This window comes from Vulcanisaeta sp. EB80 (assembly GCF_002078205.2).
Genome location: NZ_LCWN02000040.1, coordinates 1 through 19574, shown reverse-complemented (window position 1 = coordinate 19574; position 19574 = coordinate 1). Strand labels below are relative to the sequence as shown.

The 19574-nt window shown below is 48.8% G+C and carries 21 protein-coding genes and 1 pseudogene; 13 read left to right on the top strand and 9 right to left on the bottom strand.

From position 1 onward, the window contains the following. A pseudogene (locus tag B7L70_RS07880) lies at nucleotides 1-313 on the bottom strand (amidohydrolase family protein); the annotation flags it as partial. A 153-nt stretch (nucleotides 314-466) separates the two neighbouring features. Then, entirely contained in the window at nucleotides 467-1276 is an 810-nt protein-coding gene (locus B7L70_RS07875) for an aldose 1-epimerase (RefSeq protein WP_202908712.1), read from the bottom strand. Nucleotides 1277-1614: 338 nt separating this feature from the next. On the opposite strand from B7L70_RS07875, the gene B7L70_RS07870 reads away from it, so the two are divergent. Then, nucleotides 1615-1863, top strand: coding sequence for a hypothetical protein (locus B7L70_RS07870; RefSeq protein WP_143701591.1), 249 nt, complete (start codon nucleotides 1615-1617; stop codon nucleotides 1861-1863). Nucleotides 1864-1872: 9 nt separating this feature from the next. Here the strand turns inward: B7L70_RS07870 and sufC are convergent, their stop codons facing one another. Continuing rightward, on the bottom strand, nucleotides 1873-2637 hold the full coding sequence (gene sufC, locus B7L70_RS07865) for a Fe-S cluster assembly ATPase SufC (RefSeq protein ID WP_081227313.1): 765 nt from the start codon (nucleotides 2635-2637) through the stop codon (nucleotides 1873-1875). 113 nt (nucleotides 2638-2750) lie between these two features. Between sufC and sufB (B7L70_RS07860) the strand changes: the two genes are divergently transcribed. The 3 genes from sufB (B7L70_RS07860) (at nucleotide 2751) to B7L70_RS07850 (ending at nucleotide 6874) form a co-directional block, all read left to right on the top strand. Then, the gene (gene sufB / locus B7L70_RS07860; RefSeq protein ID WP_081227312.1) at nucleotides 2751-4163 is read left to right on the top strand and encodes a Fe-S cluster assembly protein SufB; all 1413 of its coding nucleotides are present in this window, start codon (nucleotides 2751-2753) and stop codon (nucleotides 4161-4163) included. A 69-nt stretch (nucleotides 4164-4232) separates the two neighbouring features. Next, nucleotides 4233-5666, top strand: coding sequence for a Fe-S cluster assembly protein SufB (gene sufB, locus B7L70_RS07855; RefSeq protein WP_081227317.1), 1434 nt, complete (start codon nucleotides 4233-4235; stop codon nucleotides 5664-5666). Between the two features lie 11 nt (nucleotides 5667-5677). Next, complete coding sequence (locus B7L70_RS07850; RefSeq protein ID WP_081227311.1) at nucleotides 5678-6874, top strand: SufD family Fe-S cluster assembly protein; 1197 nt, start codon at nucleotides 5678-5680, stop codon at nucleotides 6872-6874. On the opposite strand, the gene B7L70_RS07845 is transcribed toward B7L70_RS07850, so the two are convergent. Next, nucleotides 6871-7521 (bottom strand): class I SAM-dependent methyltransferase, encoded by a 651-nt coding sequence (locus tag B7L70_RS07845; protein WP_101940261.1) that lies wholly within the window; start codon nucleotides 7519-7521, stop codon nucleotides 6871-6873. The two genes, B7L70_RS07850 and B7L70_RS07845, sit on opposite strands and share 4 nt — an antisense overlap. Beyond that, nucleotides 7518-8531, bottom strand: coding sequence for a phosphate uptake regulator PhoU (locus tag B7L70_RS07840; RefSeq protein ID WP_081227310.1), 1014 nt, complete (start codon nucleotides 8529-8531; stop codon nucleotides 7518-7520). Before B7L70_RS07840 ends, B7L70_RS07845 begins: the two co-directional genes overlap by 4 nt. Before the next feature lie 127 nt (nucleotides 8532-8658). On the opposite strand from B7L70_RS07840, the gene B7L70_RS07835 reads away from it, so the two are divergent. From B7L70_RS07835 to B7L70_RS07800, 8 genes are all read left to right on the top strand, one after another. Then, nucleotides 8659-9204 (top strand): NTPase, encoded by a 546-nt coding sequence (locus tag B7L70_RS07835; RefSeq protein WP_081227309.1) that lies wholly within the window; start codon nucleotides 8659-8661, stop codon nucleotides 9202-9204. Between the two features lie 91 nt (nucleotides 9205-9295). Further along, the gene (locus B7L70_RS07830; RefSeq protein WP_081227308.1) at nucleotides 9296-10294 is read left to right on the top strand and encodes a metallophosphoesterase; all 999 of its coding nucleotides are present in this window, start codon (nucleotides 9296-9298) and stop codon (nucleotides 10292-10294) included. A gap of 35 nt (nucleotides 10295-10329) precedes the next feature. Next, on the top strand, nucleotides 10330-11163 hold the full coding sequence (locus tag B7L70_RS07825; protein WP_081227307.1) for an inositol monophosphatase family protein: 834 nt from the start codon (nucleotides 10330-10332) through the stop codon (nucleotides 11161-11163). 115 nt (nucleotides 11164-11278) lie between these two features. After that, nucleotides 11279-11506 (top strand): hypothetical protein, encoded by a 228-nt coding sequence (locus B7L70_RS07820; RefSeq protein WP_081227306.1) that lies wholly within the window; start codon nucleotides 11279-11281, stop codon nucleotides 11504-11506. A 76-nt stretch (nucleotides 11507-11582) separates the two neighbouring features. Continuing rightward, nucleotides 11583-11987: an SWIM zinc finger family protein gene (locus tag B7L70_RS07815; RefSeq protein ID WP_081227305.1), complete on the top strand. Its 405-nt coding sequence runs from the start codon at nucleotides 11583-11585 to the stop codon at nucleotides 11985-11987. A 166-nt stretch (nucleotides 11988-12153) separates the two neighbouring features. Further along, on the top strand, nucleotides 12154-12843 hold the full coding sequence (locus B7L70_RS07810) for a hypothetical protein (protein WP_081227304.1): 690 nt from the start codon (nucleotides 12154-12156) through the stop codon (nucleotides 12841-12843). A gap of 67 nt (nucleotides 12844-12910) precedes the next feature. Then, nucleotides 12911-13564 carry a class I SAM-dependent methyltransferase gene (locus B7L70_RS07805; protein WP_081227303.1) on the top strand — a complete coding sequence of 218 codons (654 nt, stop codon included), beginning with the start codon at nucleotides 12911-12913 and terminating at the stop codon, nucleotides 13562-13564. A 55-nt stretch (nucleotides 13565-13619) separates the two neighbouring features. Beyond that, nucleotides 13620-15284 carry a long-chain-fatty-acid--CoA ligase gene (locus B7L70_RS07800; RefSeq protein WP_081227302.1) on the top strand — a complete coding sequence of 555 codons (1665 nt, stop codon included), beginning with the start codon at nucleotides 13620-13622 and terminating at the stop codon, nucleotides 15282-15284. On the opposite strand, the gene B7L70_RS07795 is transcribed toward B7L70_RS07800, so the two are convergent. The 4 genes from B7L70_RS07795 to B7L70_RS07780 all read right to left on the bottom strand — a co-directional run bounded on the left by B7L70_RS07795 (nucleotide 15273) and on the right by B7L70_RS07780 (nucleotide 18869). Further along, a complete protein-coding gene (locus B7L70_RS07795) occupies nucleotides 15273-16211 on the bottom strand; it encodes an amidohydrolase family protein (RefSeq protein WP_081227301.1) in 939 nt (312 codons plus the stop codon). The two genes, B7L70_RS07800 and B7L70_RS07795, sit on opposite strands and share 12 nt — an antisense overlap. 116 nt (nucleotides 16212-16327) lie before the next feature. Further along, the gene (locus B7L70_RS07790; RefSeq protein ID WP_081227315.1) at nucleotides 16328-17098 is read right to left on the bottom strand and encodes an enoyl-CoA hydratase-related protein; all 771 of its coding nucleotides are present in this window, start codon (nucleotides 17096-17098) and stop codon (nucleotides 16328-16330) included. 14 nt (nucleotides 17099-17112) lie between these two features. Beyond that, on the bottom strand, nucleotides 17113-17655 hold the full coding sequence (locus B7L70_RS07785; RefSeq protein WP_081227300.1) for a Zn-ribbon domain-containing OB-fold protein: 543 nt from the start codon (nucleotides 17653-17655) through the stop codon (nucleotides 17113-17115). Further along, entirely contained in the window at nucleotides 17655-18869 is a 1215-nt protein-coding gene (locus tag B7L70_RS07780; RefSeq protein WP_081227299.1) for a thiolase domain-containing protein, read from the bottom strand. Before B7L70_RS07780 ends, B7L70_RS07785 begins: the two co-directional genes overlap by 1 nt. Before the next feature lie 134 nt (nucleotides 18870-19003). Between B7L70_RS07780 and B7L70_RS07775 the strand changes: the two genes are divergently transcribed. Then, nucleotides 19004-19574: 3-hydroxyacyl-CoA dehydrogenase family protein (locus B7L70_RS07775; protein ID WP_162009136.1), on the top strand; the 571-nt coding region annotated here is incomplete at its 3' end.

The following is a 19574-nucleotide window of genomic DNA, read 5'->3' as shown; positions in this document are numbered from 1 at the left end:
TTAGTAGGTCTATGGTTTTTATTGGTGGTTTTGTGTTTGGCATGTCGCCGAGCGCCACGAAGCCCCCTGCCAGGGCTGCCGCTGTGCCGCTTGCTGCGTCTTCCTTGTATGATAGTTCGAAGTCCCTCAGGTGTACGTGGATGTCGGCGAGCCCCGGCAGCACTACGTATTGGCTTGGTAGGTCTATGACGACGTTGGCCTCGGTTGGTTTTTCGCCGACGTAGGTTATCTCACTCCCTGCTATACCCACGTAAGCCTCCCTGAGCTCTCCTTTCACGTAGGACCTGGCGTGGATTAATACATCGACAACCATACAATTAATGTTAAGTGTCGTGCTGTATAAGGATTGCGGCTTTGGACTTATGTGTTGTGGAGCTTGGGTTGCCGAACTGTTGGGTTATAATCGATTTCCTTAGGCTTCATGTATAGCCGTGGGTAATAGTTCATGCCGGTTTGGCGCCTTGTGCTAGATTCTTAGGACTTTAATTGTGAAACTGAATGTTTTTGTCTCGCCAGGTCTTATTACGATTAGTCCCAGTCCGTTGTGGTATGCATCGGGTGCACCGCTCATGGGTTCTATGGCGATTGAGCCAGGTATTCCCGTGTAGATTTGCGTGTATGGCATGTTACGCCTCACCATCTTTATGGTTGAGTAGCTTGATTCGAGGGTTACCTCCGCATTGCCTATTAGGAAGCAGTCATCGAATTCCCTCTTACTCGTGTTGTCTATGTCGTATGGCAGTAGCTCGCCTGTGGGTATTTTGTTACTCATTACGCAAATTCTCACCTCACCATCAACCCTAATCCTCCAGTCAGGACTTACAATGAAGTATGGGTGAGCACCAACCACAAGCGGTGCGGTCCTAGACCCCGTGTTCCTAATGATTAAGTCCGTCCTGAACTCCCTCTCACCCAACGCGTACTTGACCACGCTCGTTAGTTCGGTTGGGTAGCCCGGGTGATTGAGTACGTGCTTAAATTCAATCTCGCTAGGGCCCAGCTCCAACAGTTCCCACTCGTCATTCAAGACAAGCCCGTGTATTGCATGGCCCTCCTCATTACGTGGGAGCACGTACCTAGCGCCCTCAAACTCGTACTCGCCGTCCCTGACCCTGTTCGCGTATGGTATCATGATCGCCATACCTCCCCTCGTCGGCCTCTCCAGGTTGCCGGGCAGTAAAACGTTTTTGCCCGCTATCGACCATTCCGTGACGTAGGCACCCTTACTACTAATGGTGAGGGTTGATTCATTACTTCTAATACTGAATAGTGCCACGTTTCCGTGGTACTATAGCATCCTAATAATTCTTGCTTTATTTTTGTTCAGAATTTAGTTTTAGTTATTGGTTATTTATGTTCGATGCGTGGCGTACCTAACAGCGAGGTACCAATTTAAGATTACCTAATGCACTCGATCGTCACCAATCGATTACGCGGCCTTTAATCGCAATTGTTCATTATGATAATAGCGAATAATCAGTGCGTGATTATTCGAAGACATCCTACTATGCCTTTTAACGAATTACTGCTTAAAGTAATTATGGCAAGGTTGATTAAACCATAAAGGACGAGATATCGAAGGGTGGCTTGATCCTGTGGCTTTGGCGAGTCTTAATGGCTAGGTTTCGTGGGTTAGTTACGGTGACGTCTGGTGATAAGTACATTGTTGAGTTCCTTGACTCGATTAGGCTTAGGATTGTTAGAGTTACGTTGTTCACGAGCTACCAGAGAAGGTCTTATCATGAGGAGGTTTACCTGGCTATAAGGGGTAGGGGTCCTGATAAGGCGTGCATAACCATGATTAATCGTGAGACGAACTTGTTGAATTGCGTGAGGGAGGATATTATACCGATACTATTCTAGGCGATGAATTCATTGTGTTATTTTTAGGACGTCTCTGAAGAATTTTTCGTAGCCCATGTTCTCTATTGTCTTTACGACCTCCTCACCGCCCTGGTGCACCACCTCGCCCTTGTTCATTACTATTACCTTGGTTGGTTTTACGTAGTGCAGTATCTCTGCGTGGTGTGTTGTGACTAGTATTGCTGTTCCTTCCTGGGCTAGTTTGGCTATTGATTTGCCTATCACGGCTATGCCGTCTACGTCGAGCCCCGAGTCCGGTTCGTCTAGCATTGCGACCTTTGGTTTGTACATGAGTAGCTGAAGCATTTCTGCCCTCTTTGATTCTCCGCCGCTGAATCCAGCATGGACTCCCCTGCCTAGGTGCTCTGGCTTTAGTCCTAGTTCTGTTGTTAGTTTTGTTAGTTGGGCTAGGGTTTGTGGTGATGGTGGGTCTGTTATGTGCTTGCCCATCTTCTTGTTCAGCATTGCCGTTATGAGCATCGATAGCCTGACCTCGGGTACTGGTGTTGGTGTTTGCAGCGCCAGCAGTATGCCTTTCTGCACCCTCTCCTCTGGGTATAGGTTCACTATTGACTCTCCATCAAGCCTTATGTCCCCGTTAACCACCCTGTACCTTGGGTGCCCTGCTATTGTTAGGAATAGTGTTGTTTTTCCGCTGCCGTTTGGTCCCATTATGGCTACCACCTCGCCTGACTCGACCGTTAGGTTTACGTTGTTTAGTATCCTCTTTCCATCAACCTCGACGGCTAGGTTTGTGATTTCGAGCTTTGTCATTTCGGTCTTGTTGCTTTTGTGACACTGATTAAAAGCCTTTCGGCAGTGTCTATGTGGGTTATTTAGTGCAATGCTTTAAATCCACAATCCCTCACTAATTGCTTGGTGCCTTAATGTCCGGCGCAAAGCTCGATATTGCTAGGGGCGATGTTTCCGGCATACTCGGTGCTGCCAAGCCCATTCCCTGGGAGGTGGCTGTTAGGGGTAAAATAACGAGGGACATGGTTGAGGAGTTGAGTAGGGTTAGGGGCGAGCCTGATTGGATGAGGAGACTTAGGCTTAGGGCTTTGGAGATGTTCGAGAGGCAGCCATGGCCCAAGTGGTTGCCTATTGAGGGTAGTATAGACCTTGAGTCCCTGGTCCTGTATGCTAAGCCAACCGTGGAGAGGGCTAGGTCCTGGGATGAGCTGCCTAGGGAGTTGAGGGAGTACTACGAGGCCCTCAAGATACCTGAGCTTGAGGCTAAGGTTCTCTCTGGTGTTATTGGGCAGGTTGATTCTGGCGTGACCTACGAGAGTGTCAAGAAAGACCTGGAGAGGGCTGGTGTCGTTGCCATGAGTATGGATGAGGCCGTCAAGAGGTACCCGGACCTCGTGAAGCAGTACTTCACCAGGGTATTCCCGCCGGAGTACAAGTTCGCATCCCTAAACATAGCCCTTTGGGGTGGTGGTGTCTTCGTCTATGTACCTCCCAACACGCATGTTAAGTTGCCCCTCGAGTTAGTCATATTGATTAGTAGTGCCGGTGTTGGTCAATTCGAACACTCGCTCATTATTGTTGGTGAGAATTCGAGTGTTGAGTTTATTGTTGCCTGCGCAGCGCCCGTGTTTACCGGCGTTAGTCTTCATAATGGTATGACTGAGGCGTACATCCATAGGGGCGCGAGGGTTAGGCTTGTGGATTTGAAGAATTGGAGCAGGGGCGTTATTTACTTTGGTAATAATAGGGCGATTATTGAGGAGGGGGCCTCGGTTGATTGGTTAAGTGGTTCCCTGGGTGGTAAGGTGACGATTGTCTACCCAATGAGTGTTCTCAGGGGTGTTGGTTCCAGGGCGACGGTAACGAGTGTCGCCCTGGCAAACGGGCCTACCTGGAAGGAGGAGGGTGCCAAGGTGTTCCATACCGCACCGCACACCTACAGTAAGGTTGTTAGTAAGGGTGTTAGCTTGAATGGTGGGACCTCGGTCTATAGGGGCCTTGTGTATGTTAGGGAGGGCGCGAGGTACGCAAAATCCTCGGTTAGTTGTGAGTCCCTGGTGCTTGATGAGAGGTCTAGGGCGTACACGATACCTCATGAGCAGGTCTTCGAGGTTACGGCTACAGTAACGCATGAGGCGTACACGGGTAGGCTTGGTGAGGATAAGCTGTTTTATTTAAGGAGCCGTGGTTTGGGTGAGGAGGAGGCCCGTAGCCTCGTGGTGCTCGGTTACTTCCATGATGTCATGGTTAACCTGCCCGTTGAGTACGTCTCGATATTCAATAGGGCCATTGAGCTTGAGCTTTCGAGACTTGGTGGTGTTGGTTAAAGTTCAGAGTTTCCTATCTCCGGGGATTGGTTTTTAAGTAGGTCTCAATGCATGCCTTCGGTGACACTGATGAATAATGAGACGGCAGAGTCACTGAAGAGTGTTATTGAGAAGGGGTCTGTCGAGGAATTGCTTGGCCCCGAGTTGGAGAAGGTTCCCTGGGAGGCTGTGGTTAGGGGTAGGATTACTAGGGATACTGTTGAGGAGTTGAGTAAGATTAAGGGCGAGCCTGATTGGATGAGGAGACTTAGGCTCAGGGCTTTGGAGATGTTCGAGAGGCAGCCATGGCCCAAGTGGTTGCCCATTAAGGAGGAGATAGACCTTGAGTCCCTGGTGACCTACGCCAAGCCGAGTATTGAGCGTGCAAAGTCCTGGGACGAGGTGCCTAAGGAGATTAGGAGGTACTACGAAGCCCTGGGACTCCCTGAGCTGGAGGCTAGGGTTTTGGCTGGATTGCTTGGTCAGTTCGATTCCGAGGTTGTCTACCTCCACGTTAAGAAGTACCTCGAGGAGAAGGGCGCCATTGTGACTACGATGGACGAGGCTGTTAAGAGGTACCCGGACCTCGTGAAGCAGTACTTCACCAGGGTATTCCCACCAGGTGAGCATAAGTTCGCAGCACTCCACGTGGCTTTATGGAGTGGTGGCACCTTCGTCTATGTACCGCCCGGTGTGAGGCTTGATATGCCCATAGAGTCCTTCTTCCTAATTGGCACGTCTGGTGAGGGTCAGTTCGAGCACTCGCTCATTGTTGCCGATGAGGGTGCCTCCGTGGAGTGGCTTGAGGGTTGTGCAGCCCCTGTCTATAAGGGATTCAGTTTTCACGATGGCATGGTCGAGGGATTCGCGGCAAAGAATGCCCATTTGAGGATTAATACTATCCAGAATTGGAGTAGGAATATTATCAATTTTAATAATAAGAGGGCTGTGGCGATGGAGAACGCGACGGTCGAGTGGGTTGAGGGTAGCCTCGGTAGTAAGGTTAGTTACACGTACCCAAGCACGGTGCTTAAGGGTGAGGGTGCGAGGACCAGCATAATAGGGATTACGATAGCCAACGGGCCGTTCTGGAAGGAGAATGGTGCCAAGGCCTATCACGATGCGCCGAGGACCTCGAGTAAGATTGTGAATAAGAGCGTGAGCATAAACGGCGGTACCGTAGTCTACAGGGGCCTTGTGTATGTTAGGGAGGGCGCGAGGTACGCAAAATCCTCGGTATCCTGTGACTCGCTAATACTCGATGACAAGTCCAGGGCTTACACGATACCGCATGACCAAGTCTTTGAGGAGACTGCCACGGTTACCCACGAGGCTTATACGGGTAGGCTTAGTGAGGATAAATTGTTCTACCTGAGGAGCCGTGGTTTTGATGAGGGTACGGCTAGGAGCTTGGTTGTCCTCGGTTTCATACAGGATATCGTGGTTAGGTTACCAACTGAGTATGCAATGACTTTAAATAGGGTTATTGAGCTCGAGTTTGGTAAGCTGTCAAAGGTCGGCTGAGCGTGTTTATTATGAGCGCCAAGTGGCTTGTTGAGCTTAGGGAGAGAGCTAGGGAGTTGGTGCCCAAGATACCGTACCAACAGATAAGGGATTCACCATCAGTCAAGTACTACACGGACTGGAATGCCTTCGAGAGGTGCGCCGACCCAAACCCAGCCACGATAACCAGGGCGGGGCCTGTCTTCGACCTCATAGAGCCTGGGGTGGCTGTTGTTAATGGCTACCTAAGCCTGGGCAAGGTACCAAGCGGCGTTAGGGTCTTGGATCTGGAGGATTTAGGTGATGAGTATGGGAACCTCGTGTTTAAATCAATAGATATTGATGAGTCCAAGGCCCTGGCTAGGCATGTGGCTAACATGCTCGGTGGCGCCTATGTGGAGATTGCCGAGAGCATCGATGAACCGTTGAGGATTATCGTGAATACGAACACGAATTCGCAAGTCCTGATACCGACCCACTACACAATAGCCGTTAATGATGGGGTTAGGGCTAGTTTGGGCCTCTACATAGTCAATAATGGTGGTTGCCCATCAACGACAGCCGAGGTTTACCTGGGCAGGGGTTCCTTGCTGAACCTGCTCGTCATCTCGATGGGTGATTCCACGCCTGAATTCACCATGCTTAGGGTTATTACCAACGAGAACTCTAGTGTGGTTGCCAGGTCATTGCTCATTGGTGGCCCCATGAACCACCATAGGGAGGATTACCTGCTCCAGGGTGTTGGGTCTAGGCTTAACCACCTTGGTCTTGAGGTTGGTGTTGGTTCGTCGAGGATTGATTACCAGGTTAATGCGATGCACCTGGGTGAGGGTAGCTCAAGCTACTCAAGGGTTCTTGGTGTGGCTAGGGATAAGTCGTTTATAATACATAGGGCCTTGGGTAGGATATTTGAGAAGGCCAGGTGGAGTGACACGAACGTTGAGGGTAAGGTATTCGTACTGAATGAGGGGGCCTATGCAGCCTCCGTGCCGGTCATAATGGTTGATACTGGTGACGTGAACGGAGCCAGGCATAGCGCTGCCGATGCTTCACTCGATGAGGATCAAGTCAATTACCTGAGGTTGAGGGGTTTTGATAGGGATGAGGTTATGGACCTCCTGATACATGAGGTCGTCTCCCAATTCCTCGACTCATTACCTAAGGAATTCCTCGTGGATTCGGAAGCCCTGAGACTCCTCTTAATCAATAAATTAATAATGAAGCATTAATCCCTACGCGTTGCTGTTACGCATACGAAACCATAATCCTCAGCCTCCCCAAGGCTCACTGTTTTAGGCTCCTCGTAGTAATCACCAACACCTCTCGATAATGTGGCGATGACCTCCTCATCAACAAAACCTACCTCCCTCAGCATACTCGCAAGCTCCTTAACGGTGTAGAAGTGGGCCGCTGAGTAAAACCTATGCCCTCTGCGACCAAGCTCCATGTAGAACCTCCCATGGCTGCTCTCCCTAGGTACTATGCACGTTATTAATCTACCACCGGGCTTAAGCACCCTGTGAACCTCCCGAAGTGTTTTCTTGGGATCGTCGAGGAAGCATATTGTGACTATGATGACCACGTAATCGAGGGAATAGTCCCTAATCGGCATTGACTCACCAATGCCAGCCACAACCATCACGCCCCTATCCCTCGCCAACTCAGCCATACCTAGGGCGGGCTCTAGGCCCATTTGTATGTTAACTTTACTAGCGAAGAATCCGCTTCCAACCCCAACCTCCATGCCGAAGCCCTGTGGTTTAGTCATGGACACTGTCTTAACCTCGGCCTCAGCCACCATTTCGTGTTTCCTGTACCAATGATCATAATCCAGTGCGTATCTATTGAAGATGCTCACGGTGCTCGTTGTGGTCACCCATAGGTGTCCAGTGTGATTTCAGCCACGTCGTATGCGTACTCGGACATCCTCCTTATGCTCTCAACAATCATCATCAACCTGCCGCCAATCTCCACAGGCAACCCGCTACTGTATATTTTACCAATGACGTCCATGCTCCTACCCCTCATTTTCAATCTCATATCCAGTGTCTTCACTGCACCCTCAACATCAGTATTTATGAAGGACAGGACTGACCCCCTAAATAGGTCTATAGCCATTGAGCCTAGGTCGGCTATGTCATTCACGATTGGTGACTCAACCAATTTACAGCATAGGGTCTGGGTCTCCCTAACTACCTGGGCTATCCTCCAGGCATGGTCACCAGCCCTCTCTATGGACTTGGCAACCATGAGTGAGTTGACCAACTCCCTAGAATCAACAACCTCCAGCTTGGAGAGGACGGCTTGGTCTATTAAGCCACTCATCACCAACCTCTCAACGAGCAGGTACAACCTATCAACCTCATTATCCCTCTCAATCACATCCTCAGGGTCGCCACCAGAACCCCTGAGGATGTCTATGGCGTCCCTAGCCATTCCTAGGACCACGAGCATCATCCTATTGAGCAATCGCTTAATCGGTATCTCGGGTGTGGGCATTACGAACCTAATCACCAGGTAATCAGCGCCCTCCTCAATGACCTCGGCACCGGATATCCTATCCCTAACCAACCCCTTAACGCTACCCTTAATGCTAACATGATCACCAAACCTAACCCTAACCTCACTGGCACCCCTTAGGTACTGGGTAATGACCTTCCTAAGCACGTACTCAGGATCATCCCTATCAACACCTATTGAATTATTACCACCCCAAGCCTTCGCGGCGCCGCCCATGGGTGCCAGGGCTATGTAATTACCCATAAACCTAAGCAGCACATGCGAGCCAGGCCCTATACCCAGCGCCGTTAGCCACCTCTTGGGTATGGTTATGGCTACGGAAGACCTACCAGTGGTTACAACCTTCCTAACCTCCTCCTCAACCACAGGCTAAGGATGTAAAGAGTTAATTAATCTTCTTTCGTCCGTAAAGGAACCATGCTATTGCCCACCACCTAATCCCAGGGTGTATCAGTAATGATTTAATTAACGCCCCCTATGCACTCTAACCTTAATGGAGTACCTGAGGGTGTTGGTCACTGGTCCTCCTGGTGTTGGTAAGACCACGTTGGTTAGGAAGGTGGCTGATTACGCCAGGGGTTTGGGTCTTAAGGTATTTGGTTTCGTGACCGTGGAGGTTAGGGAGGGTGGTTCTAGGGTTGGTTTTAAGATAATTGACATTAACGGTGGTAAGGAGGCTTGGCTTGCCCACGTGTCCCTATTTCGCGGCAACCCAATGGTTGGTAAGTACTACGTAAACACGAGAGCCATGGAGGAGGTTGGGATACCAGCAATTAGGTCTGCTGGACAGGGTTCTTTGCTTATTGTTGATGAGATTGGCAAGATGGAGCTCTTAAGTAGGGATTTCCTAAGGGTTCTTGAGGAGGTCACGCCAAAGGTGCACTTTCTGGGTACGGTATTCACAGCCTACAGGTTCAACCCGGGGGTTAGGGGGTTTGTTGAGCGTTTTGGCTTTAGGGTTGTTGAGTTGAGTAGGGTGAATAGGGATTTGGTTTATGGTGAGATCATTAGGGAGTTGGGTAGGGTGTTGGGTTTGTGAATTTTGTTTAATGATTTGTTTAAATAATACACGCAGTAACACGCCTAAATTAATGGGTTAGGTTTAAATATTGTTTGTAATAGCGACAACCGTGGATAGGCTTAGGATTTTACTGGTTTCAGACTTGCATGGTTCAAGCATGGCCTTTGGTAAACTATCCAACGCCATAAAATTCTACAAAGCCGACATTGTGGTGCTTGCCGGTGACTTGACGGGTAAGGCCTTGGTACCTATCGTTAGGGAGGATGGATCCTTCAGTGTTACTAATGGTGTTAGTAAGTACTTGGTGAACGTGTTTGGTGATGTTAAGTCAGTCAATGATGATGAATTGGACAACGTCATTAAGCGCCTCAGGGCTAGGGGTTACTACCCTGTGGTTGTTAATAAGGCTGGCTATGAGGAGTTGGCAAGTAGTAGGGAGAGGGTTAGGGACACATTCATTAAGTTGATGATTGAGGCTCTCGAGGAGGACCTGGGTAAGGTTGAGGCTAGGTATAGGGAGGCTGGTGTTAAGCTACTACTAATGCCTGGCAATGATGATTACCAGGAGATCGCGGATTACGTGAGGAGGAGGGCTTCGGACGTCCTGATACCGATAGATGAGAATGTCGTGGAGATCAACGGCTACCACTTCCTAGGCTTCGGCTACTCAACACCAACACCATGGCACACACCGAGGGAGGTTAGTGAGGAGGATCTTAGGGCTAGGGTCGAGAAGTTGATAGGCAATGTTGATAAATCGAGGCTGGGTAAGCTCATTCTCGTCATTCACGACCCACCAAACAACACCCTAATTGACCAGGCCTACCAGTTGGACAAGGATTTCAAACCCGTGATCCGGGGTGGTGAGGTTCTTAGGACGCACGTGGGCAGTAAATCCGTTAGGGCGTTGATTGAGGAGTACTCGCCGTTAATGGGCCTTCACGGTCATGTTCATGAGTCACCAGGCATTGATTATATAAGGAGTAGGGCCGGTACTAAGGTGCCTGTGGTTAATGCAGGTAGTGAGTATTCTGAGGGTGTGCTTAGGATGGCGTACCTGATAGTTGAGGGTAATAGGTTGAAGAATTACTTCCTACTTAGGGGCTAGGTAGGATTTTTAAGTTGGTAAATACGCAGGTTCGCGTGGAGGTTAACCTGGCATCATTGATCAGGGACCTGGCTGTTAAGGCTGGTTCATTCATTAGGTCTAAGGCTGATGATCCCAGCTATAGGCAGATAATGAGGAGGGGCTCCACCGATGTTTCAAGGAGGGTGGACCTGGAGGCTGAGGAGTTGATCATCAAGGGCATCGAGAATGAGGGTTTGAGGGCGGCTATAATTACTGAGGAGAGGGGTGTTGTTAAGATTGGTGGTGGGGAGCCTGAGTACGAGTTCATAGTTGATCCATTAGATGGCTCCCTCAATTTCGTGTTTAACATACCATTCTACTCAGTATCAATAGCCGCGGGTAGATACCGTGAAAAGATGAGGTTTAGGGATTTGAGCGATGGTGTTGTTTATTACGTACCAAAGAACGCACTCTACTACGGCGGAACCGAGGGATTCCAGGTTAGGGGTGATGAGCTCGGAGATTTGAGTAGTGACATTGACAGGCCCGTGGTCTCCATGTACGTGGAACCGGACACAAACGAGAAGGTGCTTTTCGGTCTCAGGGAGTTCTATGATAGGTTTGGTAGGTTTAAGATTAGGAGCCTTGGTTCGGCAAGCCTAGAGGCCGTCATGGCTTCGTTGGGTAGGTTCCTCGCCTTCATGGATATGAGGAACAGGCTTAGGGTCTTTGACATAGCAGGTGCCTATGTCGTCTCAAGGGCAGCCAACGCCTATAGCTATGTATTGGGCGGCAATGAGTTAGGCGAAGAATTAATGAGCACCGAAGTTAGGTATAGTGTGGTTGTTAGTAGGAGGATTGATGTTGTTGATGCATTACTTAAGCTGCTGACCTCTCCCTCGCCTTAAAGGCGAGATGCACCTTAGTTTTCATAGGTGTCCACCGAGTTCTGTGAAACTTTTGCTGTTCTCATTGGTTAATTAGGCGGGAGGTCTTATATAGACGTTTACGTGGGTTTGGATGATGAGGATTAGGCTTAACCTCGAGTGCCCCAAATGCGGTGGTTCACTCTTCCTTGAGGAGGACAGTAACAGGGTGGGCATAATCTGTGGTAGGTGTGGTCTTAGGGTTAGTTGGAAGTTGAGGGATGCTGCAAGGAGAGCCTTGAGGAATATTGATGGGTCCCTATTGTTTGATTGGAACTCTGTAATTGATGAACTCTACCTAGAACTTGCCGTTAATACTCAGTAATATACATTGAATTACTTGGAAAGGTTAATTTAAGCCCGAGGTGTACATTATACGCTTAAACAATAGGTGGTTGTGATTGGCTGAGGAGCTGTCCCAGTTGGATAGGAGGCTTAAGGAGTGGTTTCTCGAATTAGCTGGGATTCTTGGTTGGAGGGTTGATAAGGTTATTGACGCGTATAGGCTCGCCCAGCGCTCGGTGATAATCGATGTTAGGGATGATGGTAGGGAGATTGGTGGTTTGAGACTTAGGGTACCATCAGAGAGTAGGGATACCCATTACTACGTCTCGGTCGGTCCCTACGGGGCCAAGTGCACGTGCGAGGCGTCGGTCATTAGGGGTGAGGTTTGTAAGCACATCGTTGCTGGGTTAATAACGTGGAACATGATCAGCGTGATTAAGTACGGCAAATGGCTAGAGCTTAAGGGCATTGAGTGGTTGGGTAATAGAAAGAAGGATAATAATGATGGTGAAAAGCCGTAGCTTGGATGAATGCGTTGGTTATCCATCAACGGTAGAATTATGCCTGTAAACCTACGGTAAATAATTATCCATAGTTATATACATACATATTATTTAGTTTAAACAATATCCTTTGCATTATTAATAATTAACCTTTAAATAGTAAAATAAAGCTATTAAACTTACTATGACCTGGGTTAAATCACTGTGGCTTGCGATAATATTGTTGGTAGTGGTTGCGGTTAGTGTCTTGGCAATGTCGATATACGTAGTTCCCATGGCCTCGCCAACACCTCCACCATCCTCGTACATACTCATTAACATAACGGCGCCCAATTACGCCTCCTGGACCATTTATGCCAATGCCTCAACTGGTTGGTACGCATACTATAGTGGCTCTGGTTCCATGTCCTTTGGCCCAGCGTATGCAGGTGGGCCTGGCACGGTGGTAACCTTTAACGTAACATCATTAACCAATTGTCCGTACCCAACAATAATGTATGAACCATCAAATAACATAACCCTGGCAAGTGGTGCTAATTATGAGACCATAACCATAAATTGTGTACCCGAGGTTAACGCCACATTCAATGTGACTAGCGGTGGTGGGGTGATTCTCATAGTGTCAACGCCCGGTTTCGTAACGACCCAATCCCTCATCATAAATGGCCCATACATTCAAAGCATGATGCTCCCAATGAACTCCACAGTCCTAGTGATAGCCTGGCCATTCAGTGGTTATACGCTTGAGGGCGTCTACGTCAATGGTGAAGCCATTAACTATACAGAGACGCCTTACGGATCTTTCCATGCAACGATAGTATTGACTACGAATTCAACGGTGAGTATTGAGTTTTCACCGGTAAGTAGTGGTTAGGTTGCGTAATTATCGTATTATTTTAAATTTAAATTGAGGCGTTTGTTTTTGTTTGGGTTTTAATTGTATGGAGAGGTTGAGGGAGGTGAGAGACGCCTATGACGTAATATCCAGGGCCTATTCCACGGCTAGGGAGACGGGCGTGCTGGCTCAGAGGTTGCTTGGCGAGGTCGGTGAGTTCCTACGTAGTGCTAAGCCTAGGGTTATCCTCGATATTGGGGCTGGGTCCGGTGGTAATTTGAGGGTTATGAGGAGCTTCTTCGCTGGCTCTCTCTATATTGGTTGCGAGCTGAGTCTGGGCATGATAATGGGTTCTGGCGAGGATATTCCATGGATTAATTGCTCGGGCACGCACTTACCGATTAGGCGTAATTCTGTGGATGTGGTGCTATCACTCGCCGTGCTTCATCACATACCTGGTGACTTGATACTTAATGTGCTCTCCAATGTCTATGATGCACTTAGGATTGGCGGCTTATTCATGGCCACAACCTGGGGTTGTGTCGGTGATGCACTGGAGAGATTGGTCGATAGGGTTGGTGATTGTGAGGGCTATGTGTCGTGGAGTTACGGTCTTGGTGATAGGGTCCTTAGGTACTATAGGCTTTATAGGGAGGGTGAGCTTGGTAGTGAGGTTACCAAGGCTGGCTTCAGGGTTGTTAGGTCTGGTGTTATTTGGGTTGGTCGTTATGCCAATTACTATGTAGTTACTGTGAAGTAGGTATATAGTCAATATATATGCAATACTTTATAGCAATCATGCCAATACTTATGTAATGTGTTCTCAATATTATGAGTACCAATTAACCCTGGATAAGATAATACGTAGAGCCGCCCAGCTGTACCCAAGCATTGAGGTTGTCTATGCACCACCCGGTGGATCGATAATCAGGTCTAACTACGCCAGGGAGTGGGATAGGGTACAGAGGCTTGGTTCTGTTCTCGAGGAGCTTGGGGTACAGTCTGGCGAGCCTGGTAGGTTTGGTAGTAGGGTTGCGGTTCTCGATTGGAACACGATTAGGCACTATGAACTATACTTCGCGGTACCCATGTACGGCGCCGTACTACACACGGTTAATGTGTTATTATCGCCTGAGGACATAATATACACGATGCTGCAGGCACAGGATGAGGTGTTATTCATTAACGAGGACTTCATACCACTGGCTAGGGTTGCCTCATCACTCGTTAAGAGCATAAAAAAGGTTGTGATAATGAGTGATAAGGCTGAGCATGGGGAGGTTTCGTTTGATGGCGTTGAGGTTTATTGGTATGAGGACCTACTACGTAATGCCAAACCATACAACTTCCCAGAACTTAACGAGAATGTTGTAGCAACGATGATGTTCACATCAGGAACTACAGGGAGGCCGAAGGGTACATACTTCACCCATAGGCAGCTGGTTCTACACGCAATATCGGTTACCCTCTCAATAACCGCACCACCAATAAACGCCAGTATCTATGATGTAGCCATGCCCCTCGTACCCATGTTTCACGTCCATGCCTGGGGACTCCCGTACATAGCCACATTGACTGGCATTAAGCAGGTTTACCCAGGGCGTTTTGATTGGGGCCACATACTGAGGGTTATCAACGATGAGGGTGTTACAATCGTTAATGGTGTACCAACCATACTTTATAACCTACTCACGCACCCTGACTCGCCGAAGTACGACCTAAGCAGGCTCAAGTTCATAGCCGGCGGCGCAGCACTACCAAGGGGTTTGCTTGAGGAGGCGGTTAAGCGCGGTGTAACTGTTGTCCAGGGGTTTGGACTCACGGAAACAGCGCCAGTCATACTGCTTAGTATGGAGAAGCCCAACATGAGGGATTGGCCCATGGATAGGAGGAGGGAGTTGTCAGGCCTCAGCGCTGGTTTACCCCTACCGCTCGTTGATGTTAGGATTGTTGATGAGCAGGATAGGGATGTCCCTAGGGATGGTAAGACCATGGGCGAGCTTGTGGTTAGGGCGCCATGGGTCATTAAGGAATATCTTAACGATCCTGAGAAGACTAGGAACGCCTGGCGTAATGGCTGGTTCCACACAGACGATATAGCGGTATGGGATGGTGAGGGTTATATCCAAATCATGGATAGGGCTAAGGACGTGATAAAGAGCGGTGGTGAGTGGATCTCAAGCACGAGGCTTGAGGACCTCATAAGCACGCATCCTGGTGTTGGTGAAGTTGCTGTTGTTGGTGTTCCCCATCCCAAGTGGGGTGAGAGGCCCATAGCCATTGTCGTACCAAAGCCTGGGTGGAGTGTAACCGAGAGTGACATCAGGAATCACCTGATGAAGTACGTAGAGCAGGGGCAAATACCGAAGTGGTGGATACCTGACAAGGTGATAATCATGGAGTCGGAATTACCAAAAACAAGCACGGGAAAAATAGACAAAAAGATACTGAGGGACAGAATTTCCTCACTAGGCGTTTAGGGTATCGATCATGTTGAGTTTAAATCCATGAAACCTCAATAGGTCAAGTGCGTTCTCGATCATTATTTCATCCTTATCATTATCACGAATATTCGTACTACCCTCAACACACTTAATACTCGCAACCAAGTCCCTATACCTTCTGTACGGGTAACCGCTGCCGAAAATCATCCTATCAGCCCCTAGTGAGTTTATTATTGACCTGGCTGAGTCATTATTAAATAGGTAGCAATTGATGTCTGGCGTTACTAGGTAAACATTGTCGTATTTCCTCATAACCCTAGCAACCCCCCTAACCCATAAACTAACCCTTTCCGGTGATGTGCCTAGTCCACTAACTACGATGTTCGGCCTATACTCCTCGAGAACCTCAGATAGGTGGTTGGGTAGTGCGTGTGTGATCAATTTCTCATCAATCTCCCTAGGCATCCCAATATGTATGATGACCAACACCTCATTCTTCTCGGAATACTCCATCAGCTCCCTGAAGGCTGGGCTCTTGGCTGGGTTGAAGAATTGAAGTACTGGAGAAACAAAAACACCCCTAAGGCCTAAGTGACCCATCTCCCAAATCTTCTGCTTAACATACCTACTACCAAAGCTTGGGTTTATGCTGGAGAATGGTATGAAGAACTCGCTCGTACCCTCCTTAAAGACCTCATACCAGAGTTTCATAGGGTCGATCATGTACTCAGGCCACTTACTAACCAGGTCATAAACCTCCCTAACGACTGACTTCGCATCAACAACCATACCCAAATCCCTAGCCAACCTAAACAAGCCGCTGAGGGTTAGGCTAAGCGTTGGATCAACATCTATTGGGTAGAGCACGGAGGCCACGGCACCGGCGCTCTGCAACCTATTCCTTAACCTCCGGAGCTCCGCTGCGGGGTGTGCGTGAAAGTCAATAAAGTTGTATGAAGGCATTTATGACACCATTCTTAACCTCCCATACTTAAATAGTTTATTTAAGTATTAATTTGTTTATATCATTGTATATAAGTAAAGATTAGATCGATAATGCTAATTTTAGTAATTGAAAGTTAGGAACCGGTGAACTTCGGCTTCCTCTTCTCGATGAATGCCGTAACGCCCTCGATGAAGTCGTAACTTCTACCCAATTCACCCTGTAGTTTCGCCTCCGTACTTAGGAATTGATCAAGATCCTTGAACAAAGCCTCATTAATGAGCCTTTTCGCGTAGGAATAGGCCTTAAACGGTCCCTGTACCAGCTCGTTGGCGAACCTCAGGGCCTCACCGAGTGGGTCATCAACAACCTTGACAAGACCCATGGCTTCAGCCTCCTCGGCAGAAAACTCACCGCCAATGAGCAGGTACCTAAGCGCCTTGGCGCCAACAAGCCTACTCATCATTAGCGTTAACCCTGTATCGGGTGCTAAGCCAATACCCTGAAACGCCATCACAAACCTAGCACTTTTCGATGCGAAGGCGAAATCGCAGGCAACAGCTAGGCTTATACCCGCACCAGCGGCTACACCATTCACCGCCGCAATAAATAGTTTATCGCTAAATCTAATCTCCCTTAGAATTAGGTGGAATGAATCCCTAAGTTCCTCCTCAAGATTTACATTCTTAAGTTCGTCAGGCCTTAATGAAATGTCGGCTCCCGCTGAAAATGCCCTACCAGCCCCCGTTATGACCCCAACCCTTTTCTCGGGATTGCCGTTGAATTTACGTAATGCATCAAGCAACTCAGCCCTGAGATCCTCACTTAATGCGTTCAGTCTTTCTGGCCTATTTAACGTGAATATTGTTATGGGACCCCTTTCATCAATAAGTACGGGCCTGCTCATGGGCAACACCCCCATTACTCAATGGGTACGAACTCGTACGTTAAGTAACCCTCAGGCTCCCTCCTGGCGATCTGGAGCCTAACCCTCATGCCAACCCTTATCTTCCTAGGATCATCGATCCTAAGCCAAGCCAACACATTGAAGCCCTCCTTCATCCTGGCTATTGCAACCACGTAGTCTGGGTAGTGGGAGAACGTTAGTGGTTTCGTGTTTATTACCGTGTACGTCAATAACTCACCTTCACCACCAACCTCTACCCAATCCATATCACTGACCCTACAGTATGGGCAGTCGGCCTGCGGTGGGAAGTAGTACCTACCGCACCTCCTACACCTGGTTGCGTATATCTTCCCCTCCCTTAAACCCTCGAAGAACCTCTTAATCCTCTCAACACTTATTGAGAACCTAATCCTCAACTCCCTAACATCATACCAAAGACTATACTGACCCTTCTCATCAGGTGCTATCGGCATGCCCGTGGCCTTGACAACCTCATTCAACTGCTTAATTGATTGCCTCCAGAATTCCTCGTATTTGGCATCCAGGGACGTACCCATCACCTCTTAGGCTTTGTTTTCGGTCCCCCATCCTTATCGAGTGAATACAGCGTTATGTAGGCATAATGGCCTGTGCCGCCAACATTATGGGACAAGGCCCAGCCAGTGTATACATCGGCCTGCCTATCCCTGGGCTCAATACTCTGCCTCAACTGCTTCGTCATCTCAACGGCCATCGAGACCCCCGTGGCCCCTATTGGGTGGCCCTTGGCCTTGAGACCACCGTCTAGGTTGACCGGTATTAAACCGCCCTTGTAGGTCTGACCCTCCCTAATTAATTGGATGCCCGTTCCTCTCTCGGTAAAGCCCAGGTCCTCGTAAGCCATCACCTCAGCTATAGTGAAGCAGTCATGGACATCGGCGACATCGAAATATTTCCAGGTATCCCTATGCTCAATATTGGCCTTCCTAAACGCCTGCTCGGCCGCCTGGTAGGCCGCGTCTAGGCCTATGAAGTCAGGCCTTTTACTAAGGTTTGCGGTACCTGTGGCGACGCCCACGGATCTAATCCAGACAGGCGTATCAGTTATTTTCCTAGCCAAATCCTCACTTACCAATATCACAGCTGCAGCACCGTCGGTTATCGGGCTTGAGTCATACAGCTTTATGGGCCATGCCACATACCTACTCTTGAGGCATTGATCAACGGTTATCCGTAAACCATAAAATTGGGCCTTGGGGTTCATTGAACCGTAGTAATGATTCTTAACCGCAACCTTGCAGAAGTCCTCCTCAGTGGCGTTGAACCTATTCATGTACGCTGTCATGTACATCGCGTAGTAGCCGGGGAATGTGAGTCCGAAGTTCTCGAACTCCCAGAAGTAATTGCCCGCCCTCCCTATGAACTCGACCACGGTGGGCGTTGGCGACTCATACATCTTCTCAACACCTATAGCCATCGCCACATCAGCCATGCCGGACGCGACGGCTAGGTACGCATTATAAACAGCCGCACTACCCGAGGCACAGGCAGCCTCAACCCTCATGGTACCCCTCGGGTTTAAACCGCAATACTCACCAACAACCACGGCAGGCAATGATTCAGCACTCCAACCACCGGCATTACCAACAACGAAGTATTGAATATCCCTTTGATCTAGCCTTGCATCATCAAGGGCCTCCTTAACCGCCTCCCAGGTTAACTCCCCTAACGTTGTGTCGGTTCTACGCCCAAACTTTGCATGTCCAACACCGACAATGGCAACTCCCTTCATACTTAAATCACCATTGATCTAATATACAAGGTTTTTAATAACAATACCCACTCTGTGCATTATTGATCATTCATTACCACTAAATTCACTATATAGATGTCAAACTTAATAACGCGATTTGCTGCCCATTATTGATGTCTCAGCAGATAAGGAAGGTTGCGGTCATCGGTGCTGGTACAATGGGCCACGGAATTGCCGAGGTTTCCGCCTTGGCTGGTTACGAGGTAATAATTGTAGACGTATCACAAGACCTTCTCAACAAGGCTCTCGAGAGAATAAAGTGGAGCCTCGATAAACTTGCCGAGAGGGGTACAATAAGTAAGGACAGGGTTGGCGAGGTCATGGGCCGCATAAGGACCTCCCTATCCGTGGCCGAAGCTGCCAGAGGCGCTGACTTAATGATTGAGGCTGTCCCTGAGAAACTCGACTTGAAGAAACAGGTCTTTGCTGAGGCTGATGCAAATGCACCACCTCATGCAATACTAGCCACCAACACGAGTAGTTTACCGATTACGGAGATAGCCAGTGCAACGAAGAGACCGGATAGGGTGGTTGGTATACACTTCTTCAACCCACCAGTCCTGATGCCCCTGGTTGAGGTGATAAAGGGTGCGCAAACCAGTGATGAGGTTGCCAGGAGGGCCTATGACTTTGTCAAGAGCCTGGGGAAGGAACCAATAATGGTGAATAAGGACGTACCTGGAT